The organism is Nocardia niigatensis NBRC 100131 (assembly GCF_000308655.1).
Classification (GTDB): domain Bacteria; phylum Actinomycetota; class Actinomycetes; order Mycobacteriales; family Mycobacteriaceae; genus Nocardia; species Nocardia niigatensis.
In genome coordinates, this window is record NZ_BAGC01000054.1 from 168,559 (window position 1) to 187,198 (window position 18,640).

Here is an 18,640-nt window from a genome sequence, read left to right on the forward strand (position 1 = left end):
CTCGGGTTGTGATGAAGGCGTGAACAAGGTCATCGCGAAACCGGCTCACGATCAACGGTATTGGGGTATTGACGCCGCTCAGCAATTGCTCGGAGCGGGCTCTCCGCGCAGCCGCGCGTCCACCCACGCCAGTGCGGACGGCATCCCCAGCACGGCCGCCGACAGATGCTCCGGCGACGGATTCATATCCATCTCCAGCCGCACCCCGGCCGCGCAATAGCGACGATCGGTATTCACGATGGCGTCGACCGGAATCAGCGGATCACTCGACGAATGCCATTCGAAGATCGGCATATTCGGCACCCCGTCGTACAGTTCCAGGCTGTTCTCCTGCAGCACCGACAGCACCGTCGGATCGTCGATCATCGAGGTGCTGGCCGCGAATTCCCGCGCGCTGTGCCCCGCCCCGATCGCCATGATCTCGTTGGTGCAGCCATTGGCCATGGCATTGCGCGCCGCCAGCCCCACCGGGTTCATCTGGGAACTGATCGGCAACCGGTCCGGATACTCTCGCTCCAATCCGATCGCCGCCGCCATCGCCAGCCCGAACGCCGGATGCGGTTGCCAGCCCAGCGCGCTCACCATCGACACCATATTCATCGGCACGCCGCCCGTGGCCGCGCCCGCGATATCCAATTCCGGTGCGTAGCTCGGCTGCAGCGCCGCCGCCCACGCGGTCGCCATGCCGCCGCCGGAATATCCGGCCATCGCCACCCGGCTGTTCGCCACCGCCAATTCCGGCAGCCGCTTCACCGCCCGAATGCCGTCGAGGGTGATCATCCCGCCCAATCGGGCGGCGCCGTAGGAGAAATTCGGGCCCAGGTGATCCGGCAGCGCCACCGACCAGCCGCGCCGCAGCGCCACATTCAGCGCAACCGCCTCGCGCACCTGGAGATTCGGGTCGTTGGTGTACAGCACCCGCGACACCGCGCATTCCGCGCCCAGGCCGTTGATGATGTGCTGATACGACAGCAGCGGCCCGTCCGGCTGATGCTCACGCGGGGTGAGCACGGTGGTGACCGCCGCGATCGGGCCGCCTTCGGAATTGGTGGAACGGAATTTCACCATGGTGACCGTGGTCTCGGGGAACATCAGCAGCGGCGGCATGGGCCGTACCGCGAGGATGTCGCCCGGATCGTGGTCGGCGATGTCGCCCGGTTGCGCGTAGAACGGGTCCGGGTCGGGGGCCGGATAGATCGGATCCGCGTGCGCCGCGGGCGTCACGCCCGCGATCGTCAGACCCGCCGCCAGGATTCCGAAACCACGCAGCAACAATTTGGCCTTCAACGGTTCCTCCACGCACATCGCAGTGAGAATCACACGTTTGCCCCAAAAGAGTGTGGTCCGAGAGCTCGCCAGAAGACACAGCGACACGCCAGCAAACATTTCGTGAGCGCTCAGCCCAGGTGGGTCATGCCCGCCGCGACCACCTGCGCCACATTCAGAATCTCGTCGGCCGTCGGCAGCGGCACCCCGTCCAGGGCGTGCAACCGATCCGTACTCGCGATGGCCAGCATCGCCGACACCCACGCCGCCGCACACGCCCGCAACGTCCCCGGCTGCACCGGAACCGGCGCGCTCGCCGCCAGCACCCGCGCCGTGGCGTCCAGCAGCTGATCTCGCATGCGGCGCAACTGTTTCCGCACATCCGGATGGGTATCGGCCTCACGCCACATGATCACGCGCAGCACCGAGGAATTGTTCTCGCGCAGATTCAGCGCGGCATCCATATTGACCAGGCTCTTGGCCGGATCTCCTGGCACCACCACGGACTCGATGTCGTCCAGCGGCTGCGACGGGACGCGCTCGGCCATGAGCGCCGACAGAATCGCGTCCTTGGTCGGGAAGTAGTAGAAGATCAGGCCCTTGGGCACGCCGGCCGCCCCGGCGATGGACGCCGTGGCGGTCGCGTCGAAACCATGTGCCGCGAAAAGCTTTTCGGCCGCATCCAGAATGAGCTGGCGAGCGTCCCCGTCGACCTTCTTGCTGCGACGACGCCGTGGTGTGGGCACTGCTCGACTTCCTCCTCACGCTATGACGCGGAGGCGGCCGCCACCGGCCGGGCGGACGTAGACGACCAGCATAACGCGCGGACGCGCCGACCTCGCCGCATCTTCCGCGGCCACCGGGGCTGTGCGCCGGTGGTCACGGAGCGCCGAGGCCGACCCGCCGCGAATCGGTCAGTGATGTGCCGCCGCGCCGAAGCGGCCCGACACCTCGGGCATCTCCGCCAGCGCGACCACGACCGTCAACGCACCCACGATCCACGCGACCCACGAAGCGCCGCTGAAGGAGTGGAAGTTCATCACCCACGGGGAGATGAACATCAGGACGCCCAGCACGCCGAGCGCGTAGCCGACCATTCCGGTCGCCATGTCCGCGATCTGCGCCAGGCCCGCGAGCGCGATCAGCACGCCGAGCACCACGAGGGTCCACAGTGCACGGTCGTTGTGCGCCACCCAGATCGGAGAGAGCGCGGCGATTGCGCCGAGCACGACCGCCAGGGCCTGCTCCGCGCGATTCACGGTGAACATGGAATGCCTCCTTAAAGGCCAGGGAGTATGTCCTGATCCCGTTGTATTCCTGATTGACCGCCCGATCAATGAATGCCCGGATACGATTGGGCCGCATCTCGGGTGTGACAGTCGACACGTCGGCGGGCGACGCCGGGAACCGCTAAAGTTGGCGCATGTCGCACTCGGTAGAACACGTTCTAATTGTCGGCGCGGGGCTCGCGGGACTGCGCACGGCCGAAGAGCTGCGACGTGGGGGTTACGCCGGCGAACTCACCCTGCTGGGCGACGAGAACCGCGCGCCCTACGACCGGCCGCCGCTGTCCAAGCAGTACGTCCGCGGGGAAGTCGACGACACCGCCCTGCGGCCCGCCGAATTCTTCACCGAGCACGACATCCGGCTACGCCTGGGCGTCGCCGCCACCGGCGTCGACACCGCCGCCCGGCAGGTCCGGCTCTCCGACGGCAGCACCGCCGGATACGACGCCCTCGTGATCGCCACGGGTTTGCGGCCGCGCCGGATCCCCGGATTCCCCGAAGTCTCCGGCGTCCATGTCCTGCGCTCGCACGCCGACGCCCAGGCCCTGCGCGAACACCTCGACAGCGCGCGCAACGCCGTCATCGTCGGCGCCGGCTTCATCGGCTGCGAACTGGCCGCCAGCTTCCGCGCGCGCGGACTCTCGGTGACCATCGTCGAACCCCAGCCCACTCCCCTGTTCGCCGCACTCGGCGAACAGGTCGGGACGCTCGTGGCCCGGCTGCACGAAACCGAAGGCGTCGAGCTGCGCTGCGGGATCAGCGTGGAATCGCTTGTCACAGAAGATGATTCGGTCCACGGGGTTCGGCTCACCGACGGCACCGTGATCGACGCCGACCTGGTCGTCGTCGGCATCGGATCGGTGCCGGTCACCGGCTGGCTCAACGACTCCGGCATCCCGCTCATCCCGCCCGCCGAGGGTGGCGGCGTGCGCACCGACGCCACCGGGCGCACCAGCGTCCCCGGCGTCTGGGCGGTCGGCGACGTCGCGGCCTGGCCACACGCCGCCGGACGCAACAAGCGCGTCGAACACTGGACCAACGCCGGCGAACAGGCCCAGCTGCTGGCCGCCGCCCTCCTGGGCGCCGACCAGGCCGCCGAGGTACAGGTGCCCTACGTGTGGAGCGACCAGTACGACATGAAGATCCAGGTGCTCGGCATCCCGGCGCTCGCCGACGAGGTGCAGATCGTCGAGGACAAGGGACGCAAGTTCCTCGCCCACTACCTGCGCGGGGGCGAACTCGTCGCCGTCGTGGGCGCCGGCATGGCAGGCAAGGTCATGAAGGCCCGCGCCCAACTCGCCGCGGCCCTGCACCCCCGGGCCACGGTCGGCCAGGCGTAGCCACCCTCGGCCCGCAACTCGGCGGGCCGCTCCCGCGGGCCCCGGCCGCCGGTCCTTTCGACCCCGCGGTTCGCGATCCGGCGGGGGCTTTCACTACCGTGCAGGGTGTGATCGTCGCGCTCATCGACTCCGGATTTGGGCTGCTGCCCACTGCCGCCTGGTTGCGGAAGCTGCGGCCCGATCTCGACCTGCTGCTGCTCAACGATCCCGACGGCGCACCGTGGGGGCCGAAACCGGAGCAGTGGGTCATCGACCGGGTGCTGGATACCGCGCGCCTCGCGCTCGACGAAGGCGCCGAAGTCATTGTGCTGCCCTGCAATACGGCCAGCGTGACCGCCCTCGAGCACGTCCGCGGCATGGTCGGTCCCGGCGTGCCGGTCATCGGCACCGTGCCCGCCATCAAACCCGCCGCCGCGGCCTGCCGGAAAATCGCGGTCTGGGCGACCGCCGCCACCACCGCCAGCGCCTACCAGGCCGACCTCATCGCCCGCTTCGGCGACGGCGCCGACATCACCGGCGTCGCCTGCCACGGCCTGGCCGACGCCATCGATCGCGGCGACCTCCCCGTCATCGCCGAGGCCATCGCCGACGCCGCGGCCCGCACCCCGGCCGACACCGAGGGCATCGTCCTGGGCTGCACCCACTACCCGCTGGTCCTCGACGACATCCTCGCCGCCCTGCCGCCGGGCGTCCGCGTCTTCGACAGCGCCGAAGCCGTCGCCGGGCAGACCCTCCGCCGCATGGACGCCCTCGCCCGCCCCACCGCCGGCACCGGCGCGGTCCGCATCCTCGCCTCCGGCCGCCTCGCCCGGCTCCCCGCCGCCGCGGCCGCCTTCGAATCCGGCCGCCTGCTCGGCGCGACGTCCGCGGACAAGCTCACCACGTTCTGACGGCCCGAACCGGGCCCACCACACGCGAAAGGGCCGCTCCTACCGGGGAGCGGCCCTTTTCGTCGTGCGAAACCCGAACGGCGCCGCCCCTTTCGGAGCGACGCCGTTCGTCAGCGATTCAAGAAATCACCAGTGATTTCGGGAAATCACTTGACGATCTTGGTGACGCGACCGGCACCAACGGTGCGGCCACCCTCACGGATCGCGAAACGCAGGCCCTCGTCCATGGCGACCGGCTGGATCAGCTTGACGCTCATCTCGGTGTTGTCGCCCGGCATGACCATCTCGGTGCCCTCGGGGAGGGTCACGACGCCGGTCACGTCGGTGGTACGGAAGTAGAACTGCGGGCGGTAGTTGTTGAAGAACGGGGTGTGGCGGCCGCCCTCGTCCTTCGACAGGATGTACGCCTGGCCCTCGAACTCGGTGTGCGGGGTGGTGGTGCCCGGCTTCACGACGACCTGACCACGCTCGACGTCGTCACGCTTCAGACCACGGACCAGCAGACCGACGTTGTCGCCCGCCTGGCCGTTGTCCAGCAGCTTGCGGAACATCTCGATGCCGGTGATGGTGGTCTTCTGCGTCTTCTCGCGGATGCCGACGATCTCGACTTCCTCGTTGACGTTGATGATGCCACGCTCGATACGACCGGTGACGACGGTGCCACGACCGGTGATCGTGAAGACGTCCTCGATCGGCATCAGGAACGGCTTGTCGGTCTCACGGACCGGGTCCGGGATCGACTCGTCGACGGCGTTCATCAGCTCGACGATGGACTCGGTCCACTTCGGGTCGCCCTCGAGCGCCTTCAGACCGGAGACGCGCACGACGGGGGCATCCTCGTCGAACTCCTGCGAACCCAGCAGCTCGCGGACCTCCATCTCGACGAGCTCGAGGATCTCCTCGTCGTCGACCATGTCGGACTTGTTCAGCGCGACCAGGATGTAGGGCACGCCGACCTGACGGGCGAGCAGCACGTGCTCACGGGTCTGCGGCATCGGGCCGTCGGTGGCGGCCACGACCAGGATCGCGCCGTCCATCTGGGCGGCACCGGTGATCATGTTCTTGATGTAGTCCGCGTGACCCGGGGCGTCGACGTGCGCGTAGTGGCGCTTCTCCGTCTGGTACTCGACGTGGGAGATGTTGATCGTGATACCACGAGCCTTCTCCTCCGGCGCCTTGTCGATCTGATCGAACGCGAAGGCCGCGTTCAGGTCCGGGTACTTGTCAGCCAGCACCTTGGTGATCGCGGCAGTCAGCGTAGTCTTGCCGTGGTCGACGTGACCAATGGTGCCGATGTTGACGTGGGGCTTCGTCCGCTCGAACTTCGCCTTCGCCACTGTTGTCCTCCTGGACTAGTTAGTGCGTTGCTTTTGCAGCAGTGCGGTTTTTTCTTACAGGGGGTCGTTCAGACGACCGACTCGGGACGGATTCTCGCAAACCCGTCCCGGCAGCGAACTACTCGCCGGTCGCCTTGGCGATGATCTCCTTCGACACGTTGGCCGGAACCTCCGCGTACGAATCGAACACCATCGAGAAGTTCGCCCGGCCCTGGGTCTTCGACCGCAGGTCACCGATGTAGCCGAACATCTCCGAGAGCGGAACCAGCGCCTTGACGACACGGGCACCACTGCGTTCCTCCATGGCCTGGATCTGGCCACGGCGGGAGTTCAGGTCGCCGATCACTTCGCCCATGTAGTCCTCGGGCGTGGTGACCTCGACCGCCATCAGCGGCTCGAGGATCACCGGACCGGCCTTGCGGGCCGCTTCCTTGAGGGCCATCGCGCCGGCGATCTTGAACGCCATTTCCGAGGAGTCGACCTCGTGGTAGGCGCCGTCGAGCAGCGAGACCTTCAGGTTGACCAGCGGGAAGCCGGCGAGCACACCGTACTGCATGGCGTCCTGCGCACCGGCGTCCACCGACGGGATGTACTCACGCGGAACGCGGCCACCGGTGACCTTGTTCTCGAACTCGTACGTGGCGCCGTCCTCGGCGTCGGTCAGCGGCGCCAGGCCGATGATGACGCGGGCGAACTGACCCGAACCACCGGTCTGCTTCTTGTGGGTGTACTCGAGCTTCTCGACCGTCTTGGTGATGGTCTCGCGGTACGCCACCTGCGGCTTGCCGATGTTGGCCTCGACCTTGAACTCGCGCTTCATGCGGTCCACGTAGATGTCGAGCTGCAGCTCGCCCATACCGCCGATGACGGTCTGGCCGGTCTCCTGGTCCAGCTTCACGTTGAAGGTGGGGTCCTCCTCCGCGAACTTCTGGATCGCGACGCCCAGCTTCTCCTGGTCGGCCTTCGTCTTCGGCTCGATGGCCACCTCGATGACCGGGTCCGGGAAGGTCATGGACTCCAGCACGATCTGGTTCTGCGGATCGCACAGGGTGTCACCCGTGGTGGTGTCCTTCAGACCGATGACCGCGTAGATGTGGCCGGCCACGGCCTCGGGAACCGGGTTCTCCTTGTTGGAGTGCATCTGGAACAGCTTGCCCAGACGCTCCTTCTTGCCCTTGGTCGCGTTGATGACCTGGGCGCCGGAGTCGACCTTGCCGGAGTACACACGGACGTAGGTCAGCTTGCCGAAGAACGGGTGGGTCGCGATCTTGAACGCCAGCGCCGCGAAGGGCTCGTCCGAGGACGGCTTGCGGGTCAGGATCTCGTCTTCCTTGCCGGGCACGTGGCCCTGCACCGACTCGACGTTCAGCGGCGACGGCAGGTAGTCGACAACGGCGTCGAGCATGGGCTGCACGCCCTTGTTCTTGAACGCCGAACCACAGAGCACCGGGTAGAGCTCCGAGTTCACGGTCATCTTGCGGATGGCGCCCTTGATCTCCTCGACCGAGAGCTCCTCGCCGCCGAAGAACTTCTCCAGCAGGGACTCATCGGACTCGGCGACGGTCTCGAGCAGCTCCTGGCGGTACTGCTCGGCGCGGTCCTTCAGATCGGCCGGGATCTCGACGACCTCGTACTGCTCGCCGAGCTTGGTCTCGCCCCGCCAGACCTTGGCATTGTTCTCGACCAGGTCGACGATGCCCTCGAAGGTGTCCTCGGCGCCGATCGGCAGCTGGATGACCAGCGGCTTCGCGCCCAGACGGTCCTTGATGGTCTGAACGGTGAAGTAGAAGTCAGCGCCCAGCTTGTCCATCTTGTTGACGAAGCAGATACGCGGCACGTCGTACTTGTCGGCCTGACGCCACACCTGCTCGGACTGCGGCTCGACGCCTTCCTTGCCGTCGAACACCGCGACGGCACCATCGAGCACGCGCAGCGAACGCTCCACCTCGACGGTGAAGTCGACGTGCCCGGGGGTGTCGATGATGTTGATCTGGTTGTCGTTCCAGTAACAGGTCGTCGCGGCGGACGTGATGGTGATGCCGCGTTCCTGCTCCTGCGCCATCCAGTCCATGGTGGCGGCGCCATCGTGAACTTCACCGATCTTGTACGTGATACCGGTGTAGAACAGGATGCGTTCGGTGGTGGTCGTCTTGCCCGCATCGATGTGGGCCATGATGCCGATGTTGCGGACCTTGTTCAGGTCGGTGAGCACTTCCTGTGCCACGGAAATCTTCCCCGCTCGTAGCTAGTTGGGATTCAACGGGATAGGCCCGGGGTTTTCCCTGAGCCCTCGGTGTCAACGTCGGGCGCGACCCGTAAGTGCCTCGCTTACAACAGCTCGGCTGTCGCGCCCGACATGTGACTCGTCTCCCGGCACTTCCGAACGGAGGGCCGGGCCACAGGTCACCAGCGGTAGTGCGCGAAGGCCCGGTTCGACTCGGCCATCTTGTGGGTGTCCTCGCGACGCTTCACCGAAGCGCCGAGGCCGTTGCTGGCGTCCAGCAGCTCGTTGGCCAGACGCTCGATCATGGTCTTCTCGCGACGGGCGCGGGAGTAGTTGACCAGCCAGCGCAGCGCCAGGGTGTTGGCGCGGCCCGGACGGACCTCGACCGGCACCTGGTAGGTGGCGCCACCGACGCGGCGGGGCTTGACCTCGAGGGCGGGCTTGACGTTGTCCAGCGCGCGCTTGAGGGTGACGACCGGGTCGGTGCCGGTCTTCTCACGAGCCTGCTCGAGGGCACCGTAGACGATGCGCTCGGCGGTGGACTTCTTGCCGTCCAGCAGGATCTTGTTGACCAGCTGCGTCACCAGGGGCGAGCCGTAGACCGGGTCGTTGATCAGGGGGCGCTTGGGAGCGGGACCCTTACGCGGCATTAGCTCTTCTCCTTCTTGGCGCCGTAGCGGCTGCGGGCCTGCTTGCGGTTCTTGACACCCTGGGTGTCGAGCGAGCCGCGGATGATCTTGTAGCGCACACCCGGGAGGTCCTTCACACGACCGCCACGCACGAGCACCATCGAGTGCTCCTGGAGGTTGTGACCCTCGCCGGGGATGTAAGCCGTGACCTCGACCGCGCTGGTCAGGCGAACACGCGCGACCTTACGCAGCGCGGAGTTCGGCTTCTTCGGGGTCGTGGTGTACACGCGGGTGCACACGCCACGACGCTGCGGGCTCCCCTTGAGGGCCGCAGTCTTGGTCTTGGCGACCTTGTCGCGGCGACCCTTGCGGACCAGCTGGTTGATGGTTGGCATAGACCGGCTTTCCTTTTAGTAACCAGGTGTCTGGAACTTCATGTCTTTGTCATTCGAGCTTTCCGCCCTGTTCTCGTGGCATTTCGTCTCCACGAGGTCGGGCGTGTCGTGCACAGTTCAGAGACCTTTTTCAAGGCATGCTGAAACGGTCAGCCGCTCTCGCTGGCCTACGTACTGCACATCAACTTGCCCGCATGCTCCGGGCACAGCGGTCCACGATACCCGCACGCTCTATCCGGGGCAAAAGAGGGTCCCTCGAGCGGGGCTGGTAGAGGGCTTATCGCGCAAGATTCAACGTCAACTCGACCAGCTTGCGCGCCGCATCGCAGGGGTCCGCGTGCTGAGATCCGCTGCGGTAGTTGACCCACCAGCCGACGATGCCGGTGTCGGCGGCCGGCGCGCTCACGCCGCAGGAGTCCGGATCGTTCGGGCGGCGGGTCTCCACCGAGCGGCGGCCCTGCACGGTGATGTCGTTGGTCACATATTTCAGGCGGTCGTTGTTCTGCTTCTCGTTGTTCAGCGAGCCGAGCTCGTACCAGCTGAGAGTGACCATGCCGCTGCCGGCGGTGCCGCCGGTGAGGTTCCACATGCAGACCGCGCCGTTGAAGGACGGCTCCACATACATGTTGTCGCCCACCGATTTCGCGATGTCGTCCTGGGCGACCACCTGGCATTCGCGCAGCAGTTTGTCGAAATTGGTGTTGATGCGCGAGGTTCCGCCGGTGCCGGTGGTGCCGCCCGCGGGCAGCGCGCTGCCGGGGACGGTCTTGCCGCAGCCGCCCAGCGTGACGGTCAGCGCCAGCACCGCGAGGGCGATCGCGCCGCGTGTCCGCCTGGATCGTGACATCCCGGTCCCTCTCATCCGAGCCGCTGCACGGTCAGTTCGGCCATCTTGCGGGTGCGGTCGCACGGGTTGCCGAGGTTGCCGCTGCTGAATACGCCGTAGGAGATGGACCATTCGAAGAAGTCGTCGTCGAGCTGCACCGCGAGATCGCAGACGGCGTTGCTGGGGTCGAGGGCCTGGAAGCCCTTCTTCCCGCCCACCTCGATGGTGTCCGGGGTGCGGCCGACGCTGGCGACCCAGGCCTTCTCGCGATCGATGGGGCTGCCCCGGTAGGAGGCGAAAGTGACACTGGAGGAACTGATTCCGCCGGCCTGCCAGTTGCAGCCGGTCGAGTTCTTGAAGACCGTGGTGAGGGTCCCGAGCCCGCCCAGGTCCCGCACCTCGTCGTCGGTGAGGTGGCCGCACTCGCCGACGAAGGGGCCCAGCGTGGCCACCTTCTGCGGCGGCTTGAACCCCGGCTCATCACCGGAATCGTGCTTTCCCCCGCACGCTGACAGCAGCATCGCGAGGCTCAACCCCGTGACAACCGCGGACGCCATTCGCATGGACCCGACTCTACTGTGCACAGCCAGGAGCAGCCGTTGCGCGGAGAGCGGAGCTCCATGGTTCGCGGCGCAAGCGCGGGGAGGCGGAGCGCTCGTTCTGGACTGAGCGCAGCGGAGGAGCGAAGCGAGGGAAGAACGGGACCGCCAGCGCCGCGAACCCGCCCGGAGCGAAGCGGAGGGCAAATTAGATACAGCTCAGAGGTTTCCGCGTGCTTGCTGTTCCCGCTCGATGGCCTGGAAGAGCGCCTTGAAGTTGCCCTTGCCGAAGCCGAGGGAGCCGTGGCGTTCGATCAGTTCGAAGAAGACGGTGGGGCGGTCGGTGAGGGGCTTGCAGAAGATCTGCAGCAGGTAGCCGTCCTCGTCGCGGTCGACCAGGATGCCGCGGCGCTGCAGTTCGGCGACGGGGACGCGGACGCGGCCGATGCGGGCGCGCAGTTCCGGGTCCTCGTAGTAGCTGTCGGGGGTGTCGAGGAATTCGATGCCCTCGCGGCGCAGCACGTCGACGGCGGCGAGGATGTCGGCGGTCGCCAGCGCGATGTGCTGGACGCCCGGGCCACGGTAGAACTCGAGGTATTCGTCGATCTGGGAGCGCTTGCGGCTGGGGGCGGGTTCGTTGAGCGGGAACTTGACCCGGTGGTTACCGTTGGCGACCACCTTGCTCATCAGGGCGGAGTACTCGGTGGCGATATCGTCGCCGACGAATTCGGCCATGTTCTCGAATCCCATGACGCACCGGTAGAACTCGACCCACTCGTCCATGCGCCCGAGTTCCACATTGCCGACCACGTGGTCGATCGCCTGGAAGATGCGCTTGGGTTGCCCGGCGCGGGGCGCGTAGGCGGAGCGGCGCGGGGCGTAGCCGGGCAGGTAGGGGCCGTAGTAGCGGGAGCGGTCGACGAGGGTGTGCCGGGTGTCGCCGTAGGTGGCGATGGCGGCGGTGCGGATGGTGCCGTATTCGTCGGTGTCGTCGTGCGGTTCGACCAGAACGGTGGCGCCCTGGGCGCGGGCGCGGCGGATGCAGCGGTCCACGTCCGGGACCTCGAGGGCGATGTCCACCACCCCGTCCCCGTGCCGATCATGGTGTGCGACAAGCGGACTGGCCGGATCAACCGCGCCCTTGACGACGAATCGGGCGCCGCCGCTGCGCAGCGCGAACGCCTTGTGGTCACGATTGCCGGTCTCGGGACCCGAGTAGGCCTCCAACCGCATGCCGAAGGCGGACTGGAGGTAGTGCGCGGTCTGGGTGGCGTTGCCGACCACCCAGATGATCGCGTCCCAGCCCAGCACCGGGAACGGGTCGGCGGCTGCATCGTGGTCCACCAGGCCGACCAGGCGGCGGAGTTCGTCGTCGCCGGGCAGGTCTCCGGACCGGGCCCGGACGAACCCGTTACGGGCGTGGGCGCTGCCGTGGTGTCCTGCGTCGATGCTCATGTGCCCAGGAAAAGCCCAGCGGTCGCCACTAGGCAATATCGCTGAATTTCACTGGACACTCTGGTGAATTGCACCATCTTCTGCCACCGGGTGCTGGACAATTTGAATAGTAGAGAACCCACGAGCGGAGGATCCGCCATGTCCCGCACACCCGCCCGGCTGGATGAGCTGGATCTGGCCATCCTCACCGCCATGCACGAGTACCAGAAGGCGGGGATCCTGGAGCTCTCCCGCCGCACCCGGGTCGCCCGCGCCACCGTCCAGTCGCGCATCGCGCGCATGGAGGAGGCGGGGGTGATCTCCTCCTACGACCCGCAGATCGATGTCACCGCGGCCGGCTTCGACGTGCAGGCGTTCGTGACGCTCGAGATCGCGCAGGGCGCGCTGGACGCGGTCGCCGTCGACCTCGACGCCATCCCCGGCGTATTGGAGGCCTACGCCACCACCGGTTCCGCGGATGTGATGTGCCGGATCGGCGCGGATTCGCACGCCGGACTGCAGGCCGTCCTGCTGAGCATCGACCGCACCAGTTCGGTGGTGCGGTCGCACAGTGTGGTGGTGCTGTCCACGGTCGTCCCGCAGCGCACCCTGCCGCTGCTGCGCACGCTCACCCCGTCCGGGTCGAGCAAGGCTCCGGCCTATCGCGCCGCGCGCTGAGGATCGGCGCGGTCAGGGGCGCAGGTCGGCTCCCGGATCCAGGATGTCGACGACGGGCGCGCGGTCCGGTTCCGAGAAGGCCAGCAGGGCAGCGGCTTCCACCTCCACCGCGGCGCGGTCGGCGCGGGACCACCTGGTGTGCGGGCTGATCCGCAGTGCCGCGGTCCCGCCCTTGGCGAAGACCTTGTAGACACCGGACAGGTAGCCGTCGACCAGGATCGGGGAGACCTGGTTGGCGAAGGCCCGCAGGGGCGGGGCGTTGCCGTCGGGGACGATGCGGGTGCGGTCCTGGTGGGACAGGATGACGTTGTCGTACCAGCCGAGCAGGCGGACGGGGGCGGGCAGCTCCGGGTCGGCGAGGGTGGCGTCGGCGGCGTCGTAGAGGGTGCGGCCGCGGTCGTCGGTGTAGGTGCGGACCCGGTCACCGAGCTTCTCGACGGCCTTCTTGATGCCGGTCAGCTTGGACCACGTCTGCATGTCCATGGTGGTGGCGGGGCCGAAGGCGCGCAGGTAGCGCAGCAGCAGTTCCTCGAGCGGGTAGCCGGGGTCGAGGGGTGCGCCGAGCCAGGGTTGCACGCGGGACCAGACCGGACGGCTGCTGTCGCCCCAGCGCCCGCGGGGCGGGGTCTGCAGGACGGGCAGCTGGTACAGCCAGGCCTGGACGATCGCGCCGGGATCGCGGTCCGGGTAGCGGGCGGCGGCGTGTTCGCGCAGGGTCGCGGCGGGGGTCGGCTCGTCGCCGAGCACCGATTCCCCGTGCGCGCGCACCTCTTCGGGATCGAGGCCGACCAGGGCGCCGAAGTTGAATCCCTTACGGAAGGGGATCTTTTCGAGTTCGGGCTGGATATGCGGGGCGATGCGCAGCGCGTCGGGCGGGGTGACCAGGTGAATGGTGCCGCGCATCAGGGTGATTCGCACCAGCGACCGGTCATCGAGCGCCTTCGACACCGTCTCCGGGTCGAAATCGGCTGCGCGGCTCCACAATGCGACGAACGGCGGCAGCATGTCCTGCGCCTGCAGGCCGATGAGGTGGTCGCACAGTTCGTGCACGCCGAGCCCGGACCGCTCGAGCAGATGCTGACGCGCGAGCAGGGTCCGGTTCAGCACCCGGTGGGACAGCTTCACGATCGGTGACGCTACGTGAGCCGCACCGGGTTCGCGCGCGATCGTGCGGGCGAACCGGTCAGCGCAGGGTGACGACGACCTTGCCGGTGGCGGTGCGCTTGTCGAGGGCGGAGACCGCCTCGGCGGTGTGCGCGAGGGCGTAGAGGACGGGCTCCGGCGGGGTGATCCTGCCGTTCGCGAGCAGCGGTTCCACCTCGGCCCACTGCTCCTGCAGGTAGCCCGGGTGGGACATGACCCACTCGCCCCAGGCCGCGCCGACCACCTCGACGTTCTTGAGCAGCAAGCGGTTCACCTTGACGGTGGGGATGTCGCCCGCGGTGAAGCCGACCACCAGCAGCCGCCCGGCCGAAGCCAGCGAGCGAATGCTGTCGGTGAAGCGGTCGCCGCCGACCGGGTCGAGCACGATGTCGACGCCGCGCCCGCCGGTGAGTTCCTTGACCGCGGCCAGCCAGCCGTCGGTGAGCACCACGTCGGTGGCACCGTTGGCGCGCGCGACCTCGGCCTTCTCCTCGGTGCTGACCACGGCGATGACGCGGCCCGCACCCAGCGCCTGCGCCATGCGCAGCGTGGAGGTGCCGATGCCGCCGGCGGCGCCGTGCACCAGCACGGTCTCCCCCGGGGCCAGGCGACCGCGGTTGCGCAGGCAGAAGTGCACGGTCAGGTCGTTGAACAGCACGCCCGCCCCGGACTCCAGCGACACGTTGTCGGGCAGCTTGAAGACCATTTCCGCCGGGGCCACCGCGACCTCCGCGGCCGCGTTGCCGAGCAGGGTGAGCGCGACGACCCGGTCGCCGGGCCGCACGTGCGAGCCCTCCGGCGCCTCGCGCACGATGCCGCCGACCTCGCAGCCGACGACGTAGGGCAGCGGCGGCTTCATCTGGTACAGGCCGCGGGTCATCAGCACATCGGGGAAGGCGATACCGGCCGCGTGCACGTCGATGACGACACCGCCGGGATAGGCCGCCGGCTCCGGGATGTCGAGAACCTCGATGGCCTCCGGGCCTTCCAGCTTGCTCACCACGGCTGCGCGCATTCTCGATCAACTCCGATCAGTACACCGGCGGATACCAGCCGAACGTAGCACCCCCCGCCTCCCCGTGCCTTCTGCGGACGGCCGAGAGCCCCGTTGCCGGTTTCGTACCCGTGCCTGCGGGCGGTGCCGAAACGATTCAGGGCGTACCCGACGAGTTGCCCCGAACGTTCCGAAATCAGTTCTCGCCTTGGGAGTCGGAGAGCAGCAACATCATTCGGGCGGGCACGAAGAAATTCGGTCGCCGAGGCTCAGCGATGCGCGTATTCGATCATGGACTCATTCGCCGCGACCTGGCCGCCAGTGCTGATGACCAGGCTGTAGGCGGTGATCCGGTACTGGGTGCCGTCGGTGGGATTGGTGACGGTGAAGCCGCCGGTGCCGTCGGGCACCGGGTCGTCGAGCTGGATGCCGGCGTTGTCGCTGATACGCACGCCCTTGTAGTAGAAGCGGCCGGTCGCGGTGCGGCACACGACCAGGCGCGACTTGTCGGTACGGCCGATGGCCATGGCCGGGTCGTCGGCATTGCAGCGCGGCAGCTGCGAGGTGAAACCCTGTGTGTCCGTACCGGATACGGAGCCGGCGAGCGGAACCAGGGTGGTGGTCGGGGCGGTCGCCGCCGAGGTGCGCACAGTGACGCCGGTGGTGGTCGCCGGACGGGTGATCGTCGTGGTGCCTCCGGCATCGGTGTTGCCGCCGGTGTCGCGGCCGGACAGCAGGACCCAGGTCAGCACCGCGCCGAGCACCAGGACCACCCCGATGAGCGCGCCCACCAGCAACGGCACGTTGTTGCGCGGCTCGGGCGGCAACGGCAGCGGCGCGGAAGGGTGCTCGCGGGGCAGGGCCGGGTTCTCATACGGCGCAGTCTGGTTCGCGTAGGGCGCTGCCTGGTTGGCGTAGGGCGCTGCCTGGTTCGCGTAGGGCGCTGCCTGGTTCGCGTACGGTCCGTGGCCGGGCAGATACCCGGCCTGTCCGGCGGGCACGCGGCGCAGCACGGTCGGCTCGTTGTCCGGCCCGGTCGGGACCGGGCCGGAAACCTGGCCGCCTCGGGAGTAGTCGACCGGACCGGAAAGCTGCTGCGGTCCCGAAGAGTCCACCGGACCCGACGGATGCGCGCCGGCAGGCACCTCGCCGGGCCCGGACGGGTGCCCCGGACGCGGGTAATCGCCGGCGCCCGCAGGCCGGTCGAGGTAGTTCGGCCCGGAATGCCCGTCCGGCACCGCGGGTGACCCGATGGTCGGCGGGGCGGGCGGCACGGTGGTGCGGGTCGGCTCGCCCTGGCCGGCGCGCAGGAGCGCGGCTCGGGCGGCGCGGGCGAGCTGCCCGGCGGTGGCGTAGCGCCGGGTCGGATCCTTGGCCATGCCGATGGCGACCACCTGATCCAGACCGACCGGCACGCCGGCGCGGACGCTGGGCCGCGGCGGGGGCGTGAGCATGTGGGCCCGGATGGTGGCGAGATTGCCCTCCACCCGGAACGGCGGCCCGCCGGTGAGGCATTCGTAGAGCACGCAGGCCAGCGCGTAGATGTCGGCGCCCGGCGAGACCGAGGCATTGTGCTCGAAGCGTTCCGGGGCCATGTAGGCGAAGGAGCCGATGGCATTGCCGGTCTGGGTGAGCTGGACGTCGGATTCGGTGTGCGCGATGCCGAAATCCACCAGGTAGGCGAAGGTTTCGCCGGTGAGCAGGATATTGGCGGGTTTGACGTCGCGGTGCACGAGCCCGCTCTCGTGGGCGGCGTCGAGCGCGGCGGCGATCTGCTCCACCACGGTGACGGCCCGCTCGGGCTGCATCGGGCCCTCGTCGTGCAGGTATGCCTTGAGGTCGCGGCCGCGCACCAGCCGCATGTCGATGAACAGGACGCCGTCCACCTCACCCCAGTCGTGGACCGGAATGACGTGTGGTTCCTGGAGTTTGGCGGCGGTGCGCGATTCGCGGCGAAATCGCTCGACGTAGGTGGGCTGCCGCGCCAGGTCGACATCGAGCAGTTTGACCGCGACCACCCGGTCGCGCACGGTGTCATAGGCCTCGTAGACCTCGCCCATGCCGCCGACCCCGAGCAGCCGGCGCAACTCGTACTGCCCGAACCGCGAACCAGCCCTCTCCCCTGCGGCCACCCGCGTCATCCTCCCTAGTGCTGGATGTACAACAGGAAAGGCTACGGGCCATGGCGCGCACTGTCATTCCCCCGAACCCACCGGCAGTCCCGAGGCACCCGCCGTCAAGCCCCGAACAGTGTCGTTTCGCTTTCGGCTGGACTGATCTCCGCAGTCGAGAAACACTGTCGTTCCCACTACAGAAGTACAGGTGACTCGACGTGAGTGTGTCCCGCACGCCCCGTAGAGTCATGTCACGGACTTCGGTCAGCAAGCACCTCACCGGTGCTTATGGAAAGACATGCGGCACACCGTGCAGCGCGAGGAGCACCAGTGTCACTCGATGAGCCACTCGCCCCGCTTCCCCAGGAGGGCATGGGCTTCGCTTCCGCGTGGCCCGCTCGAGCCGGCGACGTGGATCCCTATCACCGGCTGCGATTCGATGCCGTGGCCCGCTACCTCCAGGACATCGCCTGGGAGGAAATGCAATCCGGTTTCTTCCATCGGACGGATCCGGCCTGGATCGTGCGGCGCACCGTGGTGGACGTGGTGCGGCCCATCCACTGGCCGGACCGGGTGGAACTGCGGCGCTGGTGTTCGGCCATGTCGACGCGGTGGACCAATATGCGGGTGCGCATCACCAGCGAGAACGGCGGCCTGATCGAGACCGAGGGCTTCTGGATCAATATCAACGAGTTCACCAATATGCCGACCCGGATCAGCGACGAGGGCCTGGCCGAACTCGCCCGCACCACCAATGAGCACCGGCTGCGCTGGCGGCCCTGGCTCACCGATCCCACGCCGCCGGAGTCGGACGTGGATCTGCCGTTCCCGGTGCGCGCCACCGATATCGACCAGTACAACCACGTGAACAACGCGGCCTACTGGCAGGCGGTGGAGCAGTACCTGGTCGACTACCCGAAGCTGGTCGCCGGACCGCATCGCGCGGTCATCGAGTACGTGGCACCGGTGCTGGCGCGCCAGCACATCAGCGTGCGCAGCCGGTACGAGCCGGGTGATCGCAGCGGGCATCCGGCGTCGCTGCGGCTGTGGTTCGTCGTGGGCGGGGTGACGACCACGGCCGTGCGAATCGGGCCGCTGCCGAGCTGAATCGGCCCCACACAACCGAATCGGATATTGCTGATCTGAGCCGTTGGCGCAGCTGCGAATCCGACTGTCCCGACGCGACATTCCCTGCGAACCAACATGTTCGCCGAGTGTTTGCCCGCGACCCTGTGCGCGGCGGCACCCGCACGGTCACCGCCGTCCGGCACCCCGCCGGCCGCGTCGGCTGCACCGACTCGATCAACGTGGCCACCCGATAAGTCCGTCAGGTCGGCACCACCGACGTGGCCACCATCGACGGCTGGTCCCGCAAGGCCGTCCTCGGCAGCCCCGACGTCCCCTCCAGTGCGCCCAGGACGGCCTCGTCGTCAACATGAGCGCCGGCCGACCCGGCAACTCCCGAAGACGGCTGTGGCCCCACCTTTCCAGGTGGGGCAACAGCCGTCGGTGTGGACGCTCCGGGAGTCGGGCTATCCCTTCGCG

The 18,640-nt window shown here is 68.0% G+C and carries 17 protein-coding genes; 4 read left to right on the plus strand and 13 right to left on the minus strand.

The annotated features are described in order from the left end of the window. Nucleotides 1-78: 78 nt before the first annotated feature. The 3 genes from ON33_RS26215 to ON33_RS26225 form a co-directional block, all read right to left on the minus strand. Nucleotides 79-1,254: a lipase family protein gene (locus ON33_RS26215; protein ID WP_444543767.1), complete on the minus strand. Its 1,176-nt coding sequence runs from the start codon at nucleotides 1,252-1,254 to the stop codon at nucleotides 79-81. A 143-nt stretch (nucleotides 1,255-1,397) separates the two neighbouring features. Beyond that, nucleotides 1,398-2,012 (minus strand): TetR/AcrR family transcriptional regulator, encoded by a 615-nt coding sequence (locus tag ON33_RS26220; RefSeq protein ID WP_040861756.1) that lies wholly within the window; start codon nucleotides 2,010-2,012, stop codon nucleotides 1,398-1,400. Nucleotides 2,013-2,180: 168 nt separating this feature from the next. Next, nucleotides 2,181-2,534, minus strand: coding sequence for an SPW repeat domain-containing protein (locus ON33_RS26225; protein ID WP_040861757.1), 354 nt, complete (start codon nucleotides 2,532-2,534; stop codon nucleotides 2,181-2,183). Nucleotides 2,535-2,689: 155 nt separating this feature from the next. On the opposite strand from ON33_RS26225, the gene ON33_RS26230 reads away from it, so the two are divergent. Together ON33_RS26230 and ON33_RS26235 are read left to right on the plus strand one after the other, a co-directional pair. Further along, nucleotides 2,690-3,892, plus strand: coding sequence for an NAD(P)/FAD-dependent oxidoreductase (locus ON33_RS26230; protein WP_040861758.1), 1,203 nt, complete (start codon nucleotides 2,690-2,692; stop codon nucleotides 3,890-3,892). Between the two features lie 107 nt (nucleotides 3,893-3,999). Then, nucleotides 4,000-4,782, plus strand: a complete 783-nt coding sequence (locus ON33_RS26235) for a glutamate racemase (protein WP_040861778.1) — start codon at nucleotides 4,000-4,002, stop codon at nucleotides 4,780-4,782. A gap of 146 nt (nucleotides 4,783-4,928) precedes the next feature. Here the strand turns inward: ON33_RS26235 and tuf are convergent, their stop codons facing one another. The 7 genes from tuf to hppD all read right to left on the minus strand — a co-directional run bounded on the left by tuf (nucleotide 4,929) and on the right by hppD (nucleotide 12,187). Further along, nucleotides 4,929-6,119, minus strand: coding sequence for an elongation factor Tu (tuf, locus tag ON33_RS26240; protein WP_040861759.1), 1,191 nt, complete (start codon nucleotides 6,117-6,119; stop codon nucleotides 4,929-4,931). Between the two features lie 118 nt (nucleotides 6,120-6,237). Continuing rightward, on the minus strand, nucleotides 6,238-8,343 hold the full coding sequence (gene fusA, locus ON33_RS26245; protein ID WP_040861760.1) for an elongation factor G: 2,106 nt from the start codon (nucleotides 8,341-8,343) through the stop codon (nucleotides 6,238-6,240). Between the two features lie 179 nt (nucleotides 8,344-8,522). Next, on the minus strand, nucleotides 8,523-8,993 hold the full coding sequence (rpsG, locus tag ON33_RS26250; protein ID WP_030517120.1) for a 30S ribosomal protein S7: 471 nt from the start codon (nucleotides 8,991-8,993) through the stop codon (nucleotides 8,523-8,525). Then, nucleotides 8,993-9,367, minus strand: a complete 375-nt coding sequence (gene rpsL, locus ON33_RS26255; RefSeq protein WP_014353064.1) for a 30S ribosomal protein S12 — start codon at nucleotides 9,365-9,367, stop codon at nucleotides 8,993-8,995. The genes rpsG and rpsL overlap by 1 nt, the downstream gene beginning before the upstream one ends. Nucleotides 9,368-9,644: 277 nt before the next feature. Continuing rightward, nucleotides 9,645-10,214, minus strand: coding sequence for a DUF3558 domain-containing protein (locus tag ON33_RS26260; protein WP_063711077.1), 570 nt, complete (start codon nucleotides 10,212-10,214; stop codon nucleotides 9,645-9,647). Nucleotides 10,215-10,225: 11 nt separating this feature from the next. Beyond that, a complete protein-coding gene (locus tag ON33_RS26265; RefSeq protein ID WP_040861761.1) occupies nucleotides 10,226-10,756 on the minus strand; it encodes a DUF3558 domain-containing protein in 531 nt (176 codons plus the stop codon). 195 nt (nucleotides 10,757-10,951) lie between these two features. After that, nucleotides 10,952-12,187 carry a 4-hydroxyphenylpyruvate dioxygenase gene (gene hppD, locus ON33_RS26270; RefSeq protein WP_083869314.1) on the minus strand — a complete coding sequence of 412 codons (1,236 nt, stop codon included), beginning with the start codon at nucleotides 12,185-12,187 and terminating at the stop codon, nucleotides 10,952-10,954. A gap of 138 nt (nucleotides 12,188-12,325) precedes the next feature. Here hppD and ON33_RS26275 point away from each other — a divergent pair, with 138 nt between their 5' ends. Then, a complete protein-coding gene (locus tag ON33_RS26275) occupies nucleotides 12,326-12,844 on the plus strand; it encodes an Lrp/AsnC family transcriptional regulator (protein ID WP_040861762.1) in 519 nt (172 codons plus the stop codon). 12 nt (nucleotides 12,845-12,856) lie between these two features. Here ON33_RS26275 and ON33_RS26280 read toward each other — a convergent pair whose 3' ends face one another. The 3 genes from ON33_RS26280 to ON33_RS42870 form a co-directional block, all read right to left on the minus strand. After that, nucleotides 12,857-13,969 carry a winged helix DNA-binding domain-containing protein gene (locus tag ON33_RS26280; RefSeq protein WP_040861763.1) on the minus strand — a complete coding sequence of 371 codons (1,113 nt, stop codon included), beginning with the start codon at nucleotides 13,967-13,969 and terminating at the stop codon, nucleotides 12,857-12,859. A gap of 58 nt (nucleotides 13,970-14,027) precedes the next feature. Further along, nucleotides 14,028-15,002, minus strand: a complete 975-nt coding sequence (locus ON33_RS26285; protein ID WP_040861764.1) for an NADPH:quinone oxidoreductase family protein — start codon at nucleotides 15,000-15,002, stop codon at nucleotides 14,028-14,030. A gap of 248 nt (nucleotides 15,003-15,250) precedes the next feature. After that, nucleotides 15,251-17,113, minus strand: a complete 1,863-nt coding sequence (locus ON33_RS42870; RefSeq protein WP_218001514.1) for a serine/threonine-protein kinase — start codon at nucleotides 17,111-17,113, stop codon at nucleotides 15,251-15,253. A 312-nt stretch (nucleotides 17,114-17,425) separates the two neighbouring features. Here ON33_RS42870 and ON33_RS26295 point away from each other — a divergent pair, with 312 nt between their 5' ends. Next, the gene (locus ON33_RS26295; RefSeq protein ID WP_040861765.1) at nucleotides 17,426-18,202 is read left to right on the plus strand and encodes an acyl-[acyl-carrier-protein] thioesterase; all 777 of its coding nucleotides are present in this window, start codon (nucleotides 17,426-17,428) and stop codon (nucleotides 18,200-18,202) included. Nucleotides 18,203-18,640: the final 438 nt, after the last annotated feature.